This is a genomic window from Methyloversatilis sp. XJ19-13, assembly GCF_024580155.1.
Classification (GTDB): Bacteria; Pseudomonadota; Gammaproteobacteria; order Burkholderiales; family Rhodocyclaceae; genus Methyloversatilis.
Window position 1 is genome coordinate 1 of the sequence record NZ_JANINH010000029.1, and the last position, 18,018, is coordinate 18,018.

General features: G+C 63.1%; 25 protein-coding genes. 1 reads left to right on the forward strand and 24 read right to left on the reverse strand.

Going from position 1 to position 18,018, the window contains the following annotated elements:
- Positions 1-109: 109 nt before the first annotated feature.
- The 3 genes from NMQ14_RS19025 to scpA all read right to left on the reverse strand — a co-directional run bounded on the left by NMQ14_RS19025 (position 110) and on the right by scpA (position 5,288).
- Positions 110-1,642 carry an acyl-CoA carboxylase subunit beta gene (locus NMQ14_RS19025; protein ID WP_257098437.1) on the reverse strand — a complete coding sequence of 511 codons (1,533 nt, stop codon included), beginning with the start codon at positions 1,640-1,642 and terminating at the stop codon, positions 110-112.
- A gap of 19 nt (positions 1,643-1,661) precedes the next feature.
- On the reverse strand, positions 1,662-2,636 hold the full coding sequence (gene meaB / locus NMQ14_RS19030; protein WP_257098438.1) for a methylmalonyl Co-A mutase-associated GTPase MeaB: 975 nt from the start codon (positions 2,634-2,636) through the stop codon (positions 1,662-1,664).
- Positions 2,637-3,134: 498 nt separating this feature from the next.
- The gene (scpA, locus tag NMQ14_RS19035; RefSeq protein WP_257098439.1) at positions 3,135-5,288 is read right to left on the reverse strand and encodes a methylmalonyl-CoA mutase; all 2,154 of its coding nucleotides are present in this window, start codon (positions 5,286-5,288) and stop codon (positions 3,135-3,137) included.
- 149 nt (positions 5,289-5,437) lie between these two features.
- On the opposite strand from scpA, the gene NMQ14_RS19040 reads away from it, so the two are divergent.
- Positions 5,438-6,103, forward strand: a complete 666-nt coding sequence (locus tag NMQ14_RS19040) for a GntR family transcriptional regulator (protein ID WP_257098440.1) — start codon at positions 5,438-5,440, stop codon at positions 6,101-6,103.
- A 15-nt stretch (positions 6,104-6,118) separates the two neighbouring features.
- Here NMQ14_RS19040 and NMQ14_RS19045 read toward each other — a convergent pair whose 3' ends face one another.
- From NMQ14_RS19045 to NMQ14_RS19145, 21 genes are all read right to left on the reverse strand, one after another.
- The gene (locus NMQ14_RS19045) at positions 6,119-6,562 is read right to left on the reverse strand and encodes a hypothetical protein (protein WP_257098441.1); all 444 of its coding nucleotides are present in this window, start codon (positions 6,560-6,562) and stop codon (positions 6,119-6,121) included.
- A 257-nt stretch (positions 6,563-6,819) separates the two neighbouring features.
- Positions 6,820-7,257 (reverse strand): hypothetical protein, encoded by a 438-nt coding sequence (locus tag NMQ14_RS19050; protein ID WP_257098442.1) that lies wholly within the window; start codon positions 7,255-7,257, stop codon positions 6,820-6,822.
- Positions 7,258-7,294: 37 nt separating this feature from the next.
- Positions 7,295-7,621, reverse strand: coding sequence for a hypothetical protein (locus tag NMQ14_RS19055; protein WP_257079669.1), 327 nt, complete (start codon positions 7,619-7,621; stop codon positions 7,295-7,297).
- 118 nt (positions 7,622-7,739) lie between these two features.
- Positions 7,740-8,219: a transcriptional regulator gene (locus NMQ14_RS19060; protein WP_257098443.1), complete on the reverse strand. Its 480-nt coding sequence runs from the start codon at positions 8,217-8,219 to the stop codon at positions 7,740-7,742.
- Between the two features lie 137 nt (positions 8,220-8,356).
- A complete protein-coding gene (locus tag NMQ14_RS19065; protein ID WP_257098444.1) occupies positions 8,357-8,692 on the reverse strand; it encodes a TfoX/Sxy family protein in 336 nt (111 codons plus the stop codon).
- A 15-nt stretch (positions 8,693-8,707) separates the two neighbouring features.
- A complete protein-coding gene (locus NMQ14_RS19070) occupies positions 8,708-9,127 on the reverse strand; it encodes a DsrE family protein (protein WP_257098445.1) in 420 nt (139 codons plus the stop codon).
- Positions 9,128-9,358: 231 nt separating this feature from the next.
- Complete coding sequence (locus tag NMQ14_RS19075; protein ID WP_257098446.1) at positions 9,359-9,940, reverse strand: hypothetical protein; 582 nt, start codon at positions 9,938-9,940, stop codon at positions 9,359-9,361.
- 36 nt (positions 9,941-9,976) lie between these two features.
- Positions 9,977-10,276, reverse strand: a complete 300-nt coding sequence (locus NMQ14_RS19080; protein WP_257079664.1) for a ferritin-like domain-containing protein — start codon at positions 10,274-10,276, stop codon at positions 9,977-9,979.
- Between the two features lie 133 nt (positions 10,277-10,409).
- A complete protein-coding gene (locus tag NMQ14_RS19085) occupies positions 10,410-10,943 on the reverse strand; it encodes a flavin reductase family protein (protein WP_257098447.1) in 534 nt (177 codons plus the stop codon).
- A 40-nt stretch (positions 10,944-10,983) separates the two neighbouring features.
- Positions 10,984-11,373, reverse strand: coding sequence for a VOC family protein (locus NMQ14_RS19090; protein WP_257098448.1), 390 nt, complete (start codon positions 11,371-11,373; stop codon positions 10,984-10,986).
- A 141-nt stretch (positions 11,374-11,514) separates the two neighbouring features.
- On the reverse strand, positions 11,515-11,976 hold the full coding sequence (locus tag NMQ14_RS19095; RefSeq protein WP_257098449.1) for a DUF3592 domain-containing protein: 462 nt from the start codon (positions 11,974-11,976) through the stop codon (positions 11,515-11,517).
- Positions 11,977-12,110: 134 nt separating this feature from the next.
- The gene (locus tag NMQ14_RS19100) at positions 12,111-12,536 is read right to left on the reverse strand and encodes a DUF2784 domain-containing protein (RefSeq protein ID WP_257098450.1); all 426 of its coding nucleotides are present in this window, start codon (positions 12,534-12,536) and stop codon (positions 12,111-12,113) included.
- Positions 12,537-12,558: 22 nt separating this feature from the next.
- Positions 12,559-12,993 (reverse strand): hypothetical protein, encoded by a 435-nt coding sequence (locus tag NMQ14_RS19105; RefSeq protein ID WP_257098451.1) that lies wholly within the window; start codon positions 12,991-12,993, stop codon positions 12,559-12,561.
- A 98-nt stretch (positions 12,994-13,091) separates the two neighbouring features.
- Entirely contained in the window at positions 13,092-13,412 is a 321-nt protein-coding gene (locus NMQ14_RS19110) for a hypothetical protein (protein ID WP_257079658.1), read from the reverse strand.
- Complete coding sequence (locus NMQ14_RS19115; protein ID WP_257079657.1) at positions 13,396-13,692, reverse strand: toxin; 297 nt, start codon at positions 13,690-13,692, stop codon at positions 13,396-13,398. Before NMQ14_RS19115 ends, NMQ14_RS19110 begins: the two co-directional genes overlap by 17 nt.
- Positions 13,693-13,857: 165 nt before the next feature.
- Positions 13,858-14,262 (reverse strand): hypothetical protein, encoded by a 405-nt coding sequence (locus tag NMQ14_RS19120; protein WP_257079656.1) that lies wholly within the window; start codon positions 14,260-14,262, stop codon positions 13,858-13,860.
- 440 nt (positions 14,263-14,702) lie between these two features.
- Entirely contained in the window at positions 14,703-15,167 is a 465-nt protein-coding gene (locus NMQ14_RS19125; protein ID WP_257098452.1) for a hypothetical protein, read from the reverse strand.
- 72 nt (positions 15,168-15,239) lie between these two features.
- Positions 15,240-15,725 carry a YegJ family protein gene (locus NMQ14_RS19130; protein WP_257079654.1) on the reverse strand — a complete coding sequence of 162 codons (486 nt, stop codon included), beginning with the start codon at positions 15,723-15,725 and terminating at the stop codon, positions 15,240-15,242.
- Positions 15,726-15,809: 84 nt separating this feature from the next.
- A complete protein-coding gene (locus tag NMQ14_RS19135) occupies positions 15,810-16,457 on the reverse strand; it encodes a hypothetical protein (RefSeq protein WP_257098453.1) in 648 nt (215 codons plus the stop codon).
- Positions 16,458-17,169: 712 nt separating this feature from the next.
- Positions 17,170-17,466: a hypothetical protein gene (locus tag NMQ14_RS19140; protein ID WP_257079651.1), complete on the reverse strand. Its 297-nt coding sequence runs from the start codon at positions 17,464-17,466 to the stop codon at positions 17,170-17,172.
- 76 nt (positions 17,467-17,542) lie between these two features.
- A complete protein-coding gene (locus NMQ14_RS19145) occupies positions 17,543-17,872 on the reverse strand; it encodes a hypothetical protein (RefSeq protein WP_257098454.1) in 330 nt (109 codons plus the stop codon).
- Positions 17,873-18,018: the final 146 nt, after the last annotated feature.

The window sequence follows — 18,018 nt, forward strand, 5'->3', positions numbered from 1 at the left end:
GCTGCGCGCCACCCTCTCCCGCTGAGGCGGGCGAGGGAGACACCACCGAGCGCCGACTTCTCCCCTCTCCCGCATCAGCGGGAGAGGGGCCGGGGGTGAGGGCGTACGATCACAGCGGGATATTCCCGTGCTTGCGCCACGGGTTTTCCAGCTGCTTGTCGCGCAGCATGGCGAGCGAGCGGCAGATGCGCTTGCGCGTTTCGCTCGGCATGATCACGTCGTCGATGAAGCCGCGCTTGCCGGCGATGAAGGGGTTGGCGAACTTCTCGCGATACTCCGCCTCGCGCGCCGTGATGCGCTCCGGGTCGTTCTTCTCTTCGCGGAAGATGATCTCCACCGCGCCCTTCGGTCCCATCACCGCGATTTCGGCGCTGGGCCATGCGAAGTTCACGTCGCCGCGCAGGTGCTTCGAACTCATCACGTCGTAGGCGCCGCCGTAGGCCTTGCGGGTGATCAGCGTCACCTTGGGCACGGTCGCCTCGGCGTAGGCGTACAGCAGCTTGGCGCCGTGCTTGATGATGCCGCCGTACTCCTGCGAGGTGCCAGGCATGAAGCCGGGCACGTCAACCAGCGTGATGACCGGAATGCTGAAGGCGTCGCAGAAGCGCACGAAGCGCGCCGCCTTGATCGAGCTCTTGATGTCCAGGCAGCCGGCCAGCACCAGCGGCTGGTTGGCGACGATGCCCACCGTGCTGCCTTCCATGCGGGCGAAGCCGACGATGATGTTCTTCGCGTTGTCGGGCTGGATTTCGAAGAAGTCGCCGTCGTCGACCATCTTCAGGATCAACTCCTTCATGTCGTACGGCTGGTTCGCATTCGCCGGCACCAGCGTGTTCAGGCTGGTGTCGGGCCGGTCGGCCGGATCGCTGCTCGGGCGCACCGGCGCCTTTTCGCGGTTCGACAGCGGCAGATAGTTGAACAGCCGGCGCGTATACATCAGCGCATCGACGTCGTTCTCGAACGCCAGATCGGCCACGCCGGACTTGGTGGTGTGCGTCGTCGCGCCACCCAGGTCCTCTGCCGTCACTTCTTCGTGCGTCACGGTCTTCACGACCTCGGGACCGGTGACGAACATATAGGACGAGTCACGCACCATGAAGATGAAGTCGGTCATCGCCGGCGAATACACGGCGCCGCCGGCGCACGGCCCCATGATCAGCGAAATCTGCGGGATCACGCCGGACGCCATCACGTTGCGCTGGAACACTTCGGCATAGCCGCCGAGCGACGCCACGCCTTCCTGGATGCGCGCGCCGCCGGAGTCGTTCAGCCCGATGACCGGCGCGCCAACCTTCATCGCCTGGTCCATCACCTTGCAGATCTTCTCGGCATGCGATTCCGACAGCGAACCGCCGAACACCGTGAAGTCCTGCGAGAACACGAACACGAGGCGACCATTGATGGTGCCGTAGCCGGTGACCACGCCATCGCCCGGCACCGTTTCGTCGGCCATGCCGAAGTCGGTGCAGCGATGTTCCTTGAACATGTCCCACTCTTCGAAGCTGCCCTCGTCGAGCAGCAGTTCCAGCCGCTCGCGTGCGGTCAGCTTGCCGCGCTTGTGCTGCGCGTCGATCCGGCGCTGTCCGCCGCCCAGTCTGGCCTGCTCGCGCTTTTCGTCGAGCTTGAGGATGATGTCCTGCATCGTCGTTCTCTCCCTGAAATCAGTCCATGGCCTGCAGCAGGCGCAGTGCAGCCGCCGATGCTGGCAGGGTACCCGCCGCCACTGCCGCGCGGATGTCCGGCAACGCGGCGCGTACCGCCGCGTGGTGTTCGAAACGGCTGCGCAGACCCTGATCGACCAGGGTCCACATCCAGTCCAGCGCCTGCCGGCTGCGCCGGGCCGTCCACGCGCCGCTGGCCTGCATGGTGTCGCGGTAGCGCAGGATGTCGGCCCAGAAGGCGTCCAGCCCGGCATGCTGCAGCGCCGACACCTTCAGCACCGGCACCGTCCAGCCCGCGGACGCCGCACGCAACAGGTGAAGCGCGCCGCGCATCTGCTGCATCGCCCGCTCGGCGGCGGTTTCGTCGATGTCGCACTTGTTGTAGACGACGATGTCTGCCAGTTCGACGATGCCCTTCTTGATCGCCTGCAGATCATCTCCGGCATTCGGCAGCTGCAGCAACACGAACACGTCGGTCATGCCGGCGACCGCGGTTTCCGACTGGCCGACGCCCACCGTTTCCACGATGACGATGTCGAAGCCGGCCGCCTCGCACACCAGCATCGCCTCGCGCGTGCGCGCGGCCACGCCGCCCAGACTGCCGGACGACGGCGACGGCCGGATGTAGGCCTCACTGCGCAGTGAAAGATGTTCCATGCGCGTCTTGTCGCCGAGGATGGAACCGCCGGTCAGCGTCGAAGACGGATCGATCGCCAGCACCGCGACCTTGTGGCCCTTGCCGATCAGCGCCAGCCCGAGCGCTTCGATGAAGGTCGACTTGCCGACGCCCGGCACGCCGGAAATGCCGACCCGGATCGACCGGCCCGTGTGCGGCAGCAGCGCGCGCAACACCTCACCGGCCCGCTGCTGATGGTCCTCGCGTGTCGATTCGATCAGCGTGATGGTCTTGGCCAGCGCCCGGCGATTGCCGGCACGCACGCCATCGATCAGGGACGCGTCGGAGGGTGGGGTCATGGTGCGACCGTCATCATGGCTGCGCGCGCCTGGCTGTTGCGTTGGCTTTGGCTGTGGCTGTGGGAGCGGCGGCCTGTGGGAGCGGCGGCCTCGCCGCGATCGAGCAGCGATGGTCACTGATCAACGTGAAGATCGCGGCGAGGCCGCCGCTCCCACAGAGACTGCTCACATCGCGGCGGGGGCGGAGCGGGGGTTTCGGCGAGTATTGCTCGCCGCCCGCGGAGCCGGCTGGCCGTGCAAGGCCAGCCGTGGAACGGAGCGGGGGCTTCGGCGAGCACTGCTCGCCGCCCGCAGCGCCGGCCGGCCATGCAGGGCCGGCAGTGGATCNTGCAAGGCCAGCCGTGGAACGGAGCGGGGGCTTCGGCGAGCACTGCTCGCCGCCCGCAGCGCCGGCCGGCCATGCAGGGCCGGCAGTGGATCGCCGCTCCCACAGGCCGCTGCTCCCACAGCCGATCCCACAGGCCGCCGATCCCACAGCCGCTGCCACGGGCCGATGCATCACGCCAGCTTCGCCCGGATCGCGTCCAGCGTGTCCTTCGCCGCCTTCGGGATCGGCGTGCCCGGGCCGAACACGCAGGCCACGCCGTGGCCGAACAGTTCGTCGTAGTCCTGCGCCGGAATGACACCGCCGACCACCACCACAATGTCGTCCGCGCCCTCGGCGCGCAACGCCTTGATGAGCTGCGGCACCAGCGTCTTGTGACCGGCAGCCAGCGTGGACACGCCGACCGCGTGCACGTCGTTCTCGATCGCCTGCCGCGCCGCTTCTTCCGGCGTCTGGAACAGCGGTGCGATGTCCACGTCGAAACCGAGGTCGGCGAAGGCGGTGGCGATCACCTTGGCGCCGCGGTCATGCCCGTCCTGACCGAGCTTGGCGATCAGGATGCGCGGCCGGCGGCCCTGCTCTTCGGCGAACTGGCTCACGTCGTCCTTCATCACGCTCCACCCCTCGTCGTCTTCCACGATGGACTGATACACGCCGCTGACCGCCTGCGTACTGGCGCGGTGACGACCCCAGATCTTTTCCAGCGCGTCCGACACCTCGCCCACGGTGGCACGCACGCGCATCGCATTGACCGACAGTTCCAGCAGATTGCCTTCGCCGGACTCGGCCGCGGCGGTGAGCGCTTCCAGCGCGGCATTGACCGCGGCACTGTCGCGACGGGCGCGGATCTGCTTCAGCTGCGCCACCTGCGATTCACGCACCGCGACATTGTCGATGACGCGCACATCCAGCTTGTCTTCGTCCTTCAACCGGTACTTGTTGACGCCGACGATCACGTCGCGCCCGGAGTCGATGCGCGCCTGCTTTTCGGTGGCGCACTTCTCGACCTGCAGCTTGGCCCAGCCGGACTCGACCGCCTTGGTCATGCCGCCCATCCGCTCCACTTCCTCGATGATGGCCCAGGCGTGGTCGGCCATGTCCTGCGTCAGCTTTTCCATCATGTAGCTGCCGGCCCAGGGGTCGATCACGTTCGTGATGTGGCTCTCTTCCTGGACGATGAGCTGGGTGTTGCGCGCGATGCGCGCCGAGAACTCGGTCGGCAGCGCGATCGCCTCGTCGAAGCTGTTGGTATGCAGCGATTGCGTGCCGCCGAACACCGCCGCCATCGCTTCGATGGTGGTGCGCACGACATTGTTGTAGGGGTCCTGTTCGGTCAGCGACCAGCCGGAGGTCTGGCAGTGCGTGCGCAGCATCTTCGACTTGGCGCTCTTGGCGCCGAAGCCATCCATGATGCGGCTCCACAGCAGTCGCGCTGCGCGCAGCTTGGCCACTTCAAGATAGAAGTTCATGCCGATGGCGAAGAAGAAACTGAGCCGGCCGGCGAAATCGTCCACATCCATGCCGCGCGCCATCGCGGTGCGCACGTATTCCATGCCGTCGGCCAGCGTCAGCGCCAGTTCCAGGCCCTGGGTCGCGCCGGCTTCCTGCATGTGATAGCCGGAAATCGAGATCGAATTGAAGCGCGGCATGTTGCGCGCGGTGTATTCGATGATGTCCGCCACGATGCGCATGGAGGGCTGGGGCGGATAGATGTAGGTGTTGCGCACCATGAACTCTTTCAGGATGTCGTTCTGGATCGTTCCTGAAAGCTGCGCCTGCGGCACGCCCTGTTCCTCGCCGGCGACGATGAAGCCGGCCAGCACCGGCAGCACGGCGCCATTCATCGTCATCGACACGCTCACCTTGTCGAGCGGAATGCCGTCGAACAGGCGCTTCATGTCTTCCACGCTGTCGATCGCCACGCCGGCCTTGCCGACGTCGCCCTCGACGCGCGGATTGTCCGAGTCGTAGCCGCGGTGGGTCGCCAGGTCGAACGCGACCGACACGCCCTGCGCGCCGGCGGCCAGCGCCTTGCGGTAGAAATCGTTCGATTCCTCGGCGGTCGAGAAACCCGCGTACTGGCGGATGGTCCAGGGACGGGCGGCGTACATCGTGGCCTGCGGGCCGCGCACATAGGGCGCGAAGCCGGGCAGCGTGTCGGTGTGCGGCAGGCCGTCGATGTCGGCGCGGGTGTACAGCGGCTTGACCGTCAGGCCTTCCGGCGTATGCCAGTCAAGCTTCGCCGGATCGCCGCCGGGGGCCGATTTCGCGGCCGCCTTGAGCCATGCGGCGTATTCGGGGTGAGCGCTGCCTGTCGTGTCGGCCATGCTGGATTCCTTCGGTATTTCGGAGAGGCGCGCACGGGACAAGCCGGATCCGGCTTGACAGTCACGCGCAAGACGGAGAATACTTTATCCATAATTATGAATGCAAGTAAGTGCTGCAGTGCGTTAACTGCAGCCACGACAGCCAGGCCATGAACAGCGAAACCCTGAACCGCAGCGCCGACAGCATCGCCCCGCGCGCCCTCTATATAGAAGTGGCCGACCGCCTGCGCCGGTTGATCCAGAGTCACGCCATGGCGCCCGGCGAATGGATAGACGAGCAGGCGCTGGCCACCCAGTACGGCATTTCACGCACGCCGCTGCGCGAGGCGCTCAAGGTGCTGGCGACCGAGGGGATGGTGGTGCTCAAGCCGCGCCGCGGCTGCTATGTCGCCCAGATCAGCGGCGGTGACCTCGAAGAGATCTATCCGATCATGGCGCTGCTCGAAGGCGAATGTGCCGCCGGCGCAGCCCGCCGGGCGTCGGATGCCGACCTCGCGGACCTGGCTGCGCTGCACCAGGCGCTTGAAGACAGCGCCGCGGCGCGCGACATCGACCGCTTCTTCGACGCCAACCAGCGCTTCCATCTGCTGATCCACCACATTGCCGGCAACCGGCGCATGGCGCAGATGATCGACGAGCTGCGTGCCGTGCTGAAGCTGCAGCGCCACGACTCGCTCTATCTCGAAGGCCGTCTGGTGGCCTCGCTCGAAGAGCACCGCCGGCTGCTGGCCGCGCTGCGCGCGCACGACGCCGAGGCGGCGCGCGCGACCATGCAGCTGCACATCGAAAGCAGCCGCCGGGCGCTCGGCGGCTGAGACTTCAGCGCCGGATCACTTTTTTGCCGTGGTCGGTGCGCAGCTGCTCGAGCGGTTGCGGTAGGCGGTCACCCCGTCATCGACCGAACGCAGCACCATGCGCTCGGCCTCCATCGACACCACCTGGTCGCTGAGCGCCTTGCCGCCGTCGTACTCGGTGATGATGACGCCGTTCCAGACGTGCCAGCGCGACTTCAGCAAGGCCGACACGATGCGGCACTCCTTGTCGTCGTACTCCCGGTATTCATAGCTCCCGTCCGCGTTGTAGGTTTCGCTGCTGGCGAAGTTCTCGTAATCGGGACTGTCCGGCGGATTGATCCAGGTACCGATCAGCCGCGCCGCCAGGGCCTCGTCGTCCAGCTTCGGCGCGCCCTGTGCCGCGACGGGCTGTGCCGCAAGCGCCCATGCAGTGAGCAGCGCGAACAGCGATTTCTTCAACACAGCGGATTTTTGCAGCACGGCACTTCCTCCGGAACATGTCTTGCGCGCCGGCCGGGTGGTTCCGGCACGAACGATTGGCAATCTTCAGCGTGGGCGCCTGCTGAACCCCACCGTACACACAGCCTGACTACGCAAAAACCCTTTGCGCGGATGCAGACAACACCAGTGGCGCGGAGTTGCCTGAGTGCCGGTGCAAACGCTGGCCACGCATTCTCGTGCTGCCTCGCCGGTTTGCCAAGCCCGAAGCCTGCCTGATCAGGCCGGCCGCAAGCGACTCAATGGGCGTAGTCGTACAGCGGCTTGCCCTTGTCGACGATATGCACCGTGAACAGCTTGAGCGGCACGTCGCCGATGACGGTGAAGCCGGCATGCTTCACGTCGCGCAGATTCATCGCCGCCGCACCGGTCTGCAGCGTCATCGCCGGCTTGCCGGGTGCCTGCACGGTCGCGCCCTGAACCACGTAGACCGCCTCGACGCCGTGGTGCAGATGCAGGTCGATGCGATCACCCGGGCGGTATTCGGCCGTCGAGGCAATCACTTCCATGCCTGGCGCACCGCTCAGGTCGGTGCGCTGATGTTCGACACGCTGCGGTGAGTCGTTCTGCGCCGGGTTCAACGCATCGGTCAGCGCCTGCGCGACCAGCGTGGTGCCGGCACCGAACACGATCAGCGCGGCACCGGTCAGCCGCGTCTTCAGGGTGGGTCGCCTCATGGGGATGCCCTGCGGTAACGGATGTCAGCCCGCATGGTCAGGGCTCCTGACTGGCGAACCACTGCGCAAGCATGTCGATGAGCCGCGCCACTTCGGCCCGGTCATCCGCGCTGCGGCTTCTCAGCATGTGCACCCACGCGCCCTCGCCGTCGGCATCGACGAAACCGGTGGTATCCATGAAACACTCGAGTTGGTGAATGCCGGTGCGGATGTCATCCGGCAGCTTGGCGCGATTCATCCGGTGCAGGCCGAGCCGGCATTCGAGGAAGGCACGTCCCAGTGCTTCGTGCTCGCCGTCCGGATGCGGCACCGTCAGAGCCTGGCGCGCGGACGAAAACTTTTCGGCTGGGTAACTGTAGCTCATCGACCACTCCCGTTCTTGAACGCCCGATCTTCGCTCGCGCGTCCTGCATTCATGGACCGGCGCCGGACGAGCGGCGCCATCGGCTGCGCATGATACGGGACGCGGTGGCTTCGTGAAGTCACGGACCCGTCGGGCGAACCGCGCCCGGGTCAAGGCGTACCTGCGCATCGGCCTGCGCCGCTTCGCTGTGTTCGATGAATTCAAGTGCCCAGCGTTCGGCCCGCGGCTGACAGCTGACGAGCGCCGCCTGGAATTCCGGAATGCTGAAGTACTCGGGCTCGTGCAGGTAGGGGTGATGCATGCGGCCGACGTCCAGCGCGTCATGGCTCAGATCGACCAGCCGCCCGTCGATGAAGTTGTACTGGTGTTCGAAGTGACCGCGGATCGCGCCGCCGAAGATCGACTGCATGTACAGCGAAGCGTACTTGCAGGAGCCGGACAGATCCGGCGGCTCGCCGAGACCGCGATCCGAGGCCCAGTCCGACCACTTCGCGAAGAACCATGACTTGGCCGCCGCGAACTGCGCATATGTGTAGGTCACCCTGCCACAGCGTGGCGAAGTCCAGTCGATGTCGTTCATGCGGAGTACCGGGTTCATGGATGCAGCACGTGGCGGACCGCACCGCCCGGCGTCCGGCTTGGGCGGGGAACGACGTCAGGTCAGCGCAGACAGGCTGACTGGACTGTACCGCATGGCACCCGCCCGGGACCGGTGCGGCCGGCGATCGCCGACCGTTACCGCTTCCCGGGCGGCAGCGTCGCGACGAAGTCCATGCAGCGCTGCAACCAGAACGCGAGGTCCGCGTCCGTGGCGGTACCTGCCGCATCGACGTAGACATACCCGCCCATGGGCTTGCCGTTGAAATCCATGACCCGGACGTGCGCGCGCGACAGCGACTCGTCGTGGAGGCCCTTTCCGACCCTTGCCACGAGGCTGCTGTCCAGCACACCGACGACCATGAGGCCATTGCGCATGAATGCAAGGCCGCCGAACATCTTCCTCTCGGAAATGCCCGGAGCCCGGCCCAGCACCGCGCGGATGCGCGATGCCAGATGTTCGTCGTACGCCATCCGGACCGCCCTCTGCTACCAGGTCAGGGTCTTCGTGTTGTCCCTGAACAGGGCGGCGCCGGTCAGGTCCGGGTTTCCGACCCTGACCCCGGGCACCAGATCGCCCTCCGTGACACCGTAGTGCTTCATGCACATCGGGCAGATCAGCACGCTTGCGCCGCGCGCGATCAGGTCGGTCAGGGTCTTCTGGTGGTCGGCATACTTCGCCGCGTTCGCCTTCGCGCCGATCAGCACCCCCTTGTCGTTGAGAAAGATCGTCAGCGGATGCCCGCGCTCCATCTGATTCTTCCCGAACGAAATACCCATGTTTGCGCGGTGCTGATCATCGGTCGTGAGATTGATGAAGAGCGGGTCGGTATCGCCCGCCATGGCCGGTGATGCGATTGCGCCCAGTGCCAGCGCGATGAGCAGGAACAGTCTTGCAAGGATCTTCATCAAGGTAACCTCAGGTTTGAACACCTGTTCAAGCTATGCCCGATCGGGTGTGAGCAGGTTGACCCCTGTCAAAGGCGGCTGCGCAGCGGTCGCGCACCGTGTCTTCGCTGCAGCTGGACGCATGCAGCGGACTTTCAGCGAGGCGGAAGGATATGCGGAATGCCTGGTCGCCCGGAGCGAAACCCGCGGGTGATGGCCTCCGGACGTCCGTCTAGACAGGGCGGCCGGGGGTCACCGAGGGGCTTCGCCCGGCTGCAACCCGGCGACCAGCGCAGCCTGCATGTCGGCGGGCAGGCTGGCGACTCCCTTGACCACGGCCGGGCCGCCATGTCGCCAGTGAACCGTGAATTGGCGTGGTGGCGCATCGCCCGGCACCGGAAAGGTACTGACGTGCAGCAACACCTCGGTACCGCCTTCGACCAGCGCAGCCGATGACAGCAGCCTGACCACCGGGCCGAGCTCACGCACGGCGATGACAACCACCCGCGTGAAGCGTCCGGCTTGCGCAGCATGCTGCGCGGACACGGCAGACGGGTCGAGACTGTGCACGCGTCGCAGCGCGGCCTCTGCGAAGCATCCGGAACTGGCGAAGAAATCCTTCAGCCCCGTTGCAGCGGCCGCTTCCCGCTCCGCAGCGTCTTTCTGGTCCGCCCGCCATTCGGGCGCCCACAGCACGAGCGCCGTCGCCGATCGCTCGCACACCGCGGCTTGCGGTGACGGTGTCAGGGTGACGACCGTGCTGGCGCACCCGGCCAGCAGCACTGCGCAGAATGGCGCCGTCAGGGCTCGCAGACGTCGGATCCTGAATGCCATGGATGCGTGCCGGGGTTCGGTGCCGAAGCCTTCAACTCAATGACCGTGCGCGTCGCTGGTGAGGCTCTTGTCGGTGAACAGGTAGTCCTTCAGTTCGTGCGAGAAGCGATCGTCCTTGCGACGGATCCATTCGAGCACCATGGCGGCGTGTTCCTTTTCCTCGTCGCGGTTGTGTTCGAGAATCTTCTTCAGCACGGGATCCTTGCAGGCGGATGCACGCTGGTTGTACCAATCCACCGCTTCAAGTTCTTCCATCAGCGAAACGATGGCGCGATGCATGTCGCGTACTTCATCCGACAGTTCTTCAACAGGTTCGTGGTAACCGACACTGGACATTGGGATCTCCTGGTTCGCGCTGTTTGGGGAAGGCGCATTCTGCCCTGCCAGGGAGGCGGCCGGAATGGTGGCGAGGCGGGCCGGCGGCCCAGCACTGCGCGCCATGGGTCATGGCCGAACGGCCCGCAGGTGCTCACCGCATTCTGGAACGCAGCTTGATGCTCTCGCCGGCGACCATGAACTTGCCGTACCCGCGGTGGTGAAGCGTGCGGGGGTCCTTGACCTTCGGGTCAACCCAGGCGGCCACGACTTCCAGCACAAACTGCTCGTACCGCCGAACCCGCCCTGTGTCGACCACCCGGCACTCGAGACTCGCGTAGCAGTCATCAAGCAGCGGCGCAGCCACCTGTTCCGCGGCACTGCGCGACAGCCCGAACCGGGCGAACTTGTCGACCTCGGCGCCGCTGCAGTTGCCGCACCCGACCACCTGCTTCGCCAGTTCCACCGTCGGGATGTTCAGCACGCACGTCTTCGATGCCCGAAGCAGCTTCTGCGAGTGATTGCCGGCGCTGACGACGCAGGCCACCAGCGGCGGCTCGAACCCGAGCAGGGAGTACCACGTCATCGGCATGACGTCGCTGGCGTCGCGGTGGGCGGTGGTCAGCAGCAGCAAAGGCCCGGGTTCGAGCAGGCTGTAGACCTTCGACAGCGGGAAGCGCTTTTTCATTTGCGGCTCAGGTGGCGTGGTGGTCGCCTGCGGACACCCGTCATGCCGCAGCCTCCGACCAGACCGCAAACTCGTTGCCGCTGGGCTCGGTGAAGTGAAACCTGCGGCCACCCGGGAACGCGAACACCGGCCTCACGATCCTGCCACCCGCAGCGACCACCTTGGCGAGCGTACGCTCGAGGTCCGCACTGTAGAAGACGATGAGCGCACTCCCCTGACGGGTATCTGCCACCAGATCGGACCTGAAGAAGCCCCCGTCGAGGCCCTGGCCGGAGAACGCCGCATAGTCGGCGCCGTAGTCCTCGAACACCCACCCGAAGGCGTCCTGAAAGAACCGCTTCGTCGCAACCATGTCACGCGCCGGGTACTCGACGTAGTTGATCTTCTCGTGTGCCGGCATGACTGCCTCCTGCGCTCTGATGTTCGACATGTCGGGCGGTCGTCAGCCCAACCCTTTGACGGGGCCGCAGATCTGATTCGACGGATGAAGAGGATGCGAGCATCGATATGCCAAGCCTCAAGTTTGCTCTAGCGGATTGCCATTCAGGTCCACCTTGAGAACGGCCGACCCTCATTTCGGAATGACCAGTTCATGCAGTGCAATCGCGGCCCCTGCGACGAGAGCAACCATGCTTGCGCGACGCAGGATCTGCCACATCCTCGGACACCCCGTGTCGAGCACCGCGCGCTTCGGTTCAGTCGGACACACCGCGACGTCGACACTGCTTCCGACGGGAAGGCTGTTCACCATTCGGCGTGCGGCTTCTTCGGTGCTCGGGAAAGGAAGGCCTTCCGTATGCTCGGTCGAGCAGTATTCGATTCCCGCGACCGAGTAGCAATAAGAAAACTCCGGACGGAACGACGTGCCATCGCCGTCGGTTGACTCTGTAACGGATGACCTGACGATGGTGGCCCGGACTTTCGGCCAATGTTGCGCTCGCTGATACAGGCGGATGCGCGAGTGCGACTTCAGTGCGAGCGGTATGCCTCCGATCACCAGGGCGATACCGAAGAACCCCAAATTACTGAGCATGGTGAATCCCGACGTCTGACGTCCGAGGTGGGCGGACAACGACAACAGGATGCCGGGGCTCGGTTGGCGACAATCTACCGTACCGCCACAACAGCCCCGACAGCGTTCCGCCGGCGCTCGGCCTCAGCGACACGTCAGGTGCTGCCCGCTTGGCCATTCTTAGCCCTCCTGCGCGGCGGAAAACGCCACCACGCCGCAAGGACGAGCAGGCCGAAGACCGAGTACGCCACCGTGAACACCCAGAACGGCGCCTCATAGAAAAGAACGCGCTGAACCCAGTGTTCAACGAAGCTCCGGCTGTAGGCCGCGCCGCCGGCTTGTTCGCGCAGCCACGATTCCAGCACCGTCAACGGACACAGCCTGCCCAGCATCGACTGGACGACGACGACCCCGATGGCAGCGAGATGAGCGAGACGAAACCACAGGCCATTCACCCAGCGCCATCCTCGCAGATTCCCTGCGACGATCGCAGCGAGCCCGGCGACGACAAACACCACCACGCCGAAATGCAGCAGCAGGACCGCATCCGCGAGCAGTCGGTAGGGCAGCGGCTCGTGCATCGGCTACGCCTGACTCCACCACTCAGCCGACGTCGAAGGCAGTCGGATGCTGCGGCCTTCTGAACCCGACAGATTCAATCTTTACTGACCCGTCGGGCTGAACGAACAACCAGTGAATTCTCAAAGTCTCAACCACCCAGGACGGGACCGCGAAAACCTGCTTCCGGAACTGTGGAATGTCTGGCACGGCGAGTCCGTACTCGATGCCTGGCTCCTCCATGCCCTGGATCAGCTGGCCCAAGCCAGTTCGGAAGTCGAGGCCTACGGCGGTGGTCAGCCCTTTCGCTTCGACTCTCCATTCAACACCGTTGAAAGGATGTGAGCATACGAGGTCGATCGTCCGGTGCTTGCCGACGTCAAAGCCACCGGCGCGGAAAAATGCCTCGATCGCCCCCTGAACGAATCCCTCGTTCGGCCACGCCGTTCCGCGCTTGAATTTGTGAACGGTGGCTTTCACGACTTGAGGCCGTCGTTGCGAGGACGTCGGGCAGCGCAGCTTCGGGTGGTCAGCACAACCGAGACGTTGGGCGTGTCCGGCATGACCGAAGCGCTTGCTCAGCCGCCGCTTTTCGGCACTTTGGTCTTCAACGCTTGCCTGCTTGCTGCAGGGCGCTCAGTCAGACGACCTGTAACGTACTTGTGCAGCACGCTGGCGATGAGCGTCTGGTAAGGAATGCCCTCCTCAAGCGCTTTGATCTGGATGTCCGACAAGTCCCCGGACGACAGACGGATGTTGACGCGCCGATCCTTCAAAGCCGTGGCTCGTGCAGCCGCCTTGAACCTGGCCAGCTCGCTCTTCGTTGCGACGGACTTCAACTGCCCCTGTTCAAAGGCCTTCAGAAGCTCGCTTTCGTCGTGATCAATCTTGGTGGGCATCATCGTCACCTTGGTTCAAGTAGTCCCTGGTCGCTTTGCGGCTCGGAATGACCGTTTTGAGGAAAAAGTAATCGTCCTCTTCGACGAACGGTACCAGGTAGGCATAGCTGTCATGGGCGACAACAAGGACACGTTGTCTCGGGTACCTTTGCTCGTTGGGATGAGCAAGGATGTCCAGAAGTCCGCCAGCCTCGATGGCAACGACCATGCTCTCGAAGGACACGCCTCGATCTTCCTTGAGCACACCGTTCTTCTCCGGGCTCCAGCGAAATGGCTTCATGCGGAAATGCTACCTTGACGTGTGCCTTTTGTCACCAGACTGCAGCGCGCTGCCTTTGAAGACTTTCAACGTAGACGTTCAGCGGCCGCCGACAGGCCCAACGTAGAGGAGACCGACGCTGCGCGGCGTGATCGTGCCGCATCCCCTGCACCGCCGGGTTACAACTCAAGCGGATACAACCTTGCGAAACCAGGTGCTACCCGGCAGGGAAAACAGCAAGAAGAGGGCGTAGCCCTGAAGGCCGATTTGAGCTACTGAAAGCACCCCAAGAATCAATGACCGCGAGAACTCGCCCACTACGACGAACAGGCTTGGCAATACGCCGATGATGAATAGGACAAGGAATGTGATACGCGCCCAGTTCTTGCCAGCGGAGATCTTGAAAACGAGAAATCCGATCAAGGCGAACGTAAAGACCACGACGACAGTTGTGAACGCTACGGATGCCTGAGCAGTGACGTGTGAATAGTCAATCAAGGTCTTGACCAAACCCACGCCCAAGGATGCCCAAAGGAGATTCACGGCAATCCCGACGGGTTGCGGTTTCTGCGCGACGGCTTGAGTTTCCATCACTGTTCCTTGTGTTCTAACGACGCAGTAGAAGAACCCCGTTTCGGGCCAAGTTGCTGCGCCCGGCAATAGCTGGCTTCAATTCATTCTTCATCGCATCAGTCCCGGTTCAGCGGTTTCATCGTCGTCCCCTTACGCCCTCATACGCAGCTCCTGACAGACCGGATCGGCGCGTTTCCCTTTCCGCCAGCATACCTAATTCGCGTAGCCGTGGTGCCCGAGCTTTTCGATGTTGTGCACCATGCATTGGAGCTTCCACTGCAGCATCGTCCTTGGTGCGCCCGAGTAACGTGAAGCGATCGAGCCGCTTGTGGTGCCGCAGGTTGCCGAACACCGGTTCGACCCCGGCAAGGCGCGCGCCTTTCATCCCGCTTGCCGTGCTCGGAGTCGATGCGCCGCTTCATCCGCTCGGTGTGGGAGTCGTCACTGCTGCGCCTGCCTCAGGCCTCTCCCTTACGGACCCGAACATTTTTGTGGACCTTGTAGTCGGCAGTGTTACTTGGATACGTAAGTACACCGAGTTGATCAATGGTCTTGCGGAGCAATTCGAATGCTTCCGGCTTCTGCCTGCCTGACCAGTAGGCAGGCGGTGCGAGCGCGAAGCGCTTGCCTTCACCGTGAAGGATGATCGAGCCCTGAGTACCCAACTCAACCCTCCGAACTTCCGCCCAAGTCATGCGGAACGTGCCGAGGAGATTGTGATGGGTGACCGACTTCTCGGATAACTCAAAGCTTCCGGCGCTGGCAATCATGTACAGGCCCATGCATGCGAAGAACGCGAAGACTGCGATTGGTGGGTACTGCCGGGCTAGGAACGCTCCAGCAGCACACCCCAGGAAGAAGAGGCTGCAGACCGCGCCAATGATCTGGTAGCTGAGGACGCCAAAGCGGTACGAGGTTGCCATGTCGATGTTGTGAGAGGCGTAAGGCTGAAGGCGTCTTCCTTGGCCGAGACGTCAGACCTCAGCTGCTCCAGCCTAGCAGTCGAATCCGTGATTCTTTCGGTAGTAGTCGGCCTGCTCAGGTGGCATTTTCTTGAACAGTACGCACACGGTGTAGCTACCGACTTGACGGCCATTCCTTGAATAACCCCAATCTGAGATCTGATTCCTCGTGAACTGTATCTGCTGACCTGCTTTGACGTTGTGAACGACCTTCGGATCATTAGCGAGGACGCCCTCGAATCCCGTGCCGGTGGGGCGGAATGGAACTACCCAGAAGTGCTCTGTCGCGTCACCGTCACGAATCATGACCTTCAACTTGAACTGTTCCGTTCCTGTTGAGGGTGAATTGGCTAACGCAAGAAAGTCATCGAGTCCGGCTCTAGCCGTTCGGATCGCATCGACCATTTCAGGGTCGGTGGTGCCGATCATGACAATCTCGCTCTCGTCACGCTCCTGCGCGGAAGACAGATTCGGAAATGCGAGCGTCGCAGACAAGAGCAGTAGAGACAGCGTGCGCATTGATTCTTCCTGAGGCGTAACCGTAGAGGTGACTGGCGCGGCGCTATCGCGCGGCGTCCGTGTCGATGGAAGGGTTCGGCCGACTCACGTTCTGACCTCACCATTTCTCAGTGCCTCCGCGAATCCGGGAGCGGTGACGCAGCGTACGACAAGATCATTCATTAGAGAGGGCAAAGCGCGGGCGTAATCGTCGGCGCCGCCGAACACGCCTTGAAACGTCAGCTCGGTCCTGGCGAGAATGGTCTGACGCCATAACTCCTTCTGACTTGCCGTTTCCATCACCGCTACCGTTGCCGCCAGGGTCAAGTAGTTCGCGGGTGACTGAAAGAAGCCTCTTTCGTAGTGCGGATCGTCAACTTCATGCAGGATCACCTGAATCTCGTACCGAGCGTGTTGCTGCCGAGCTACACCAAGCCGAACAAGCGAATCTTCCAAGGAGGCCTTTGCATACTCGGCCAGCGGGCGTGCTGCAGCGTAGACGCCTTCCATCTTTCTGCCATACCCGTTGCGTTTGTTCAGCAATATCCGGCCATCAGTGATGGGACGACCAGAATATCCATCCCGGCGAGAATCGATGACCGACACCTGTCTGACTGCAGCACCATCGATTTCATCTGCGACTGCAGCACGCTTGAGAGGGACCGGAGTGAAGGCGATAAGGGAATCGCTTCGAGTGATGGTGCATCCTTGCAGCGCCAGAGCGGCAAGAAGGAAGAGGCTAGCTTTGTTCATGGTTATCGGCTCGGCGGCTTGAAGTCTGGATTCACCGGCCTGAGCGGTTTTTTGCTTAGGTCCGCTGGAATGACCGGTCGGACCTCCGGCGATTCCGTCACGGTTCGTCACCCGCCGTAACAAGCATATGCGCTTCGTGGAGGGACAAAGGGCTGTCATTGCAACGCACGAACCCGATCTTGGAAGTTATGACAGGCGGCGGCAATTCGACCGGGACCGGACTTTCGGGGTTGGGGACTATCGTTACGCCGCCACTCGAGGAGCGGTACGCATTCAAAGAGCTCCGTACTTCGTCGTATCCGGCAGGACACAGCTGCTGCGCTCGATAACGGAATGTTTCTGCGGCCGAGTCCGGAGTGGCGAAGAGCGAGAGGTTGCTGAAGCCCTTGATGCGGTAGACACCCGGCGCCATCTCGTCGTCTATGAAGCCACCACCACCGCCGAGATAGTTCGGACCGTCTCGCTTCAAGTCATGCGTCGAGCTACATGCACTGTTCAGAAGCAGCAGCAAAAGAAAGGCGGGCTTAGTCACAAGAGGCCTGACGTTGAGGTGAGGGACGGCCGGAGCGCGGACGGAACCTGCAAGCGTCACTTGCAGGTTCCATTTCTAACGCCGGCTTGGGCGGCGGCGCGGATGAAAAGTGGCAGACACAAAAAGTCGGCGCCAGCGACACGGCAACTGAGCAACGAGAGAAACCTGTGCAGGGCCTGATCATGGGTTCAATTGTCTGAAACGACCGCCATCTCGTGATGGTTCAAGAGCTAGAGAATGCGACGTCGAGTGTTCTTCACCTTCATGCCACCATTTCTCGATCAATGCCCTACCGTACGGATCGACCTCATACACGGAGAAGACTTCGCCAAGCATCGATTGAACACGCGATATCTCTTGCAGATCGAAAGGCTCAAGAACTGACGGCGAAATTTCGATGACACGCACACGTGTGCCTTCCTTGACAGTTGAGCCACGTCTGTCTTGCGTGTGATGCCGGGAACGATGTTCGCTCATGACGCCCAACGTGCAAGCGCTGGGACGCTTCGCAGGCTTGCCGACGAAGCGTCCCTCTGGAGCGGAAAGTCAGAGGTCATTGGCCGCAATCCGGGTTAAACACAACAAAATGCGGTGAGCTTTCGAACGAACGGTCCTTGTCCGAAAGATGTTCGTGTTCCCAAGCCTTGCCACGGGTATCAATTCCCTCCGCGCAAGACTCAAGAAACTTGGCAATCCGGCGCATTTCGTCTGGAGTTGCGACAAGGATAATTTCTGCAAGCTCGACGGGAACATTGTCCCCAATGGCGCGACCTTCGTCGGCGTAACCGTGGATCTTCACCGTGACCTCTAACAGGCTGTTGAAATTCGCCGACAAACGATGACGCACCGGCGACCGATGAGCCGACCGAATGCGATCCGGCACGGAAACTGCCGGTTTATCGCCCGTGCGCTGCTACGCGACCCCGCATCGCGCATGGATTTGTCGCTCATTGCCGCACTTCCTGCGGCACCGCGAACATTATTCGCGCCATTCGCGTGAGATTGCATGCGGTCATCGTCAATTTGAAC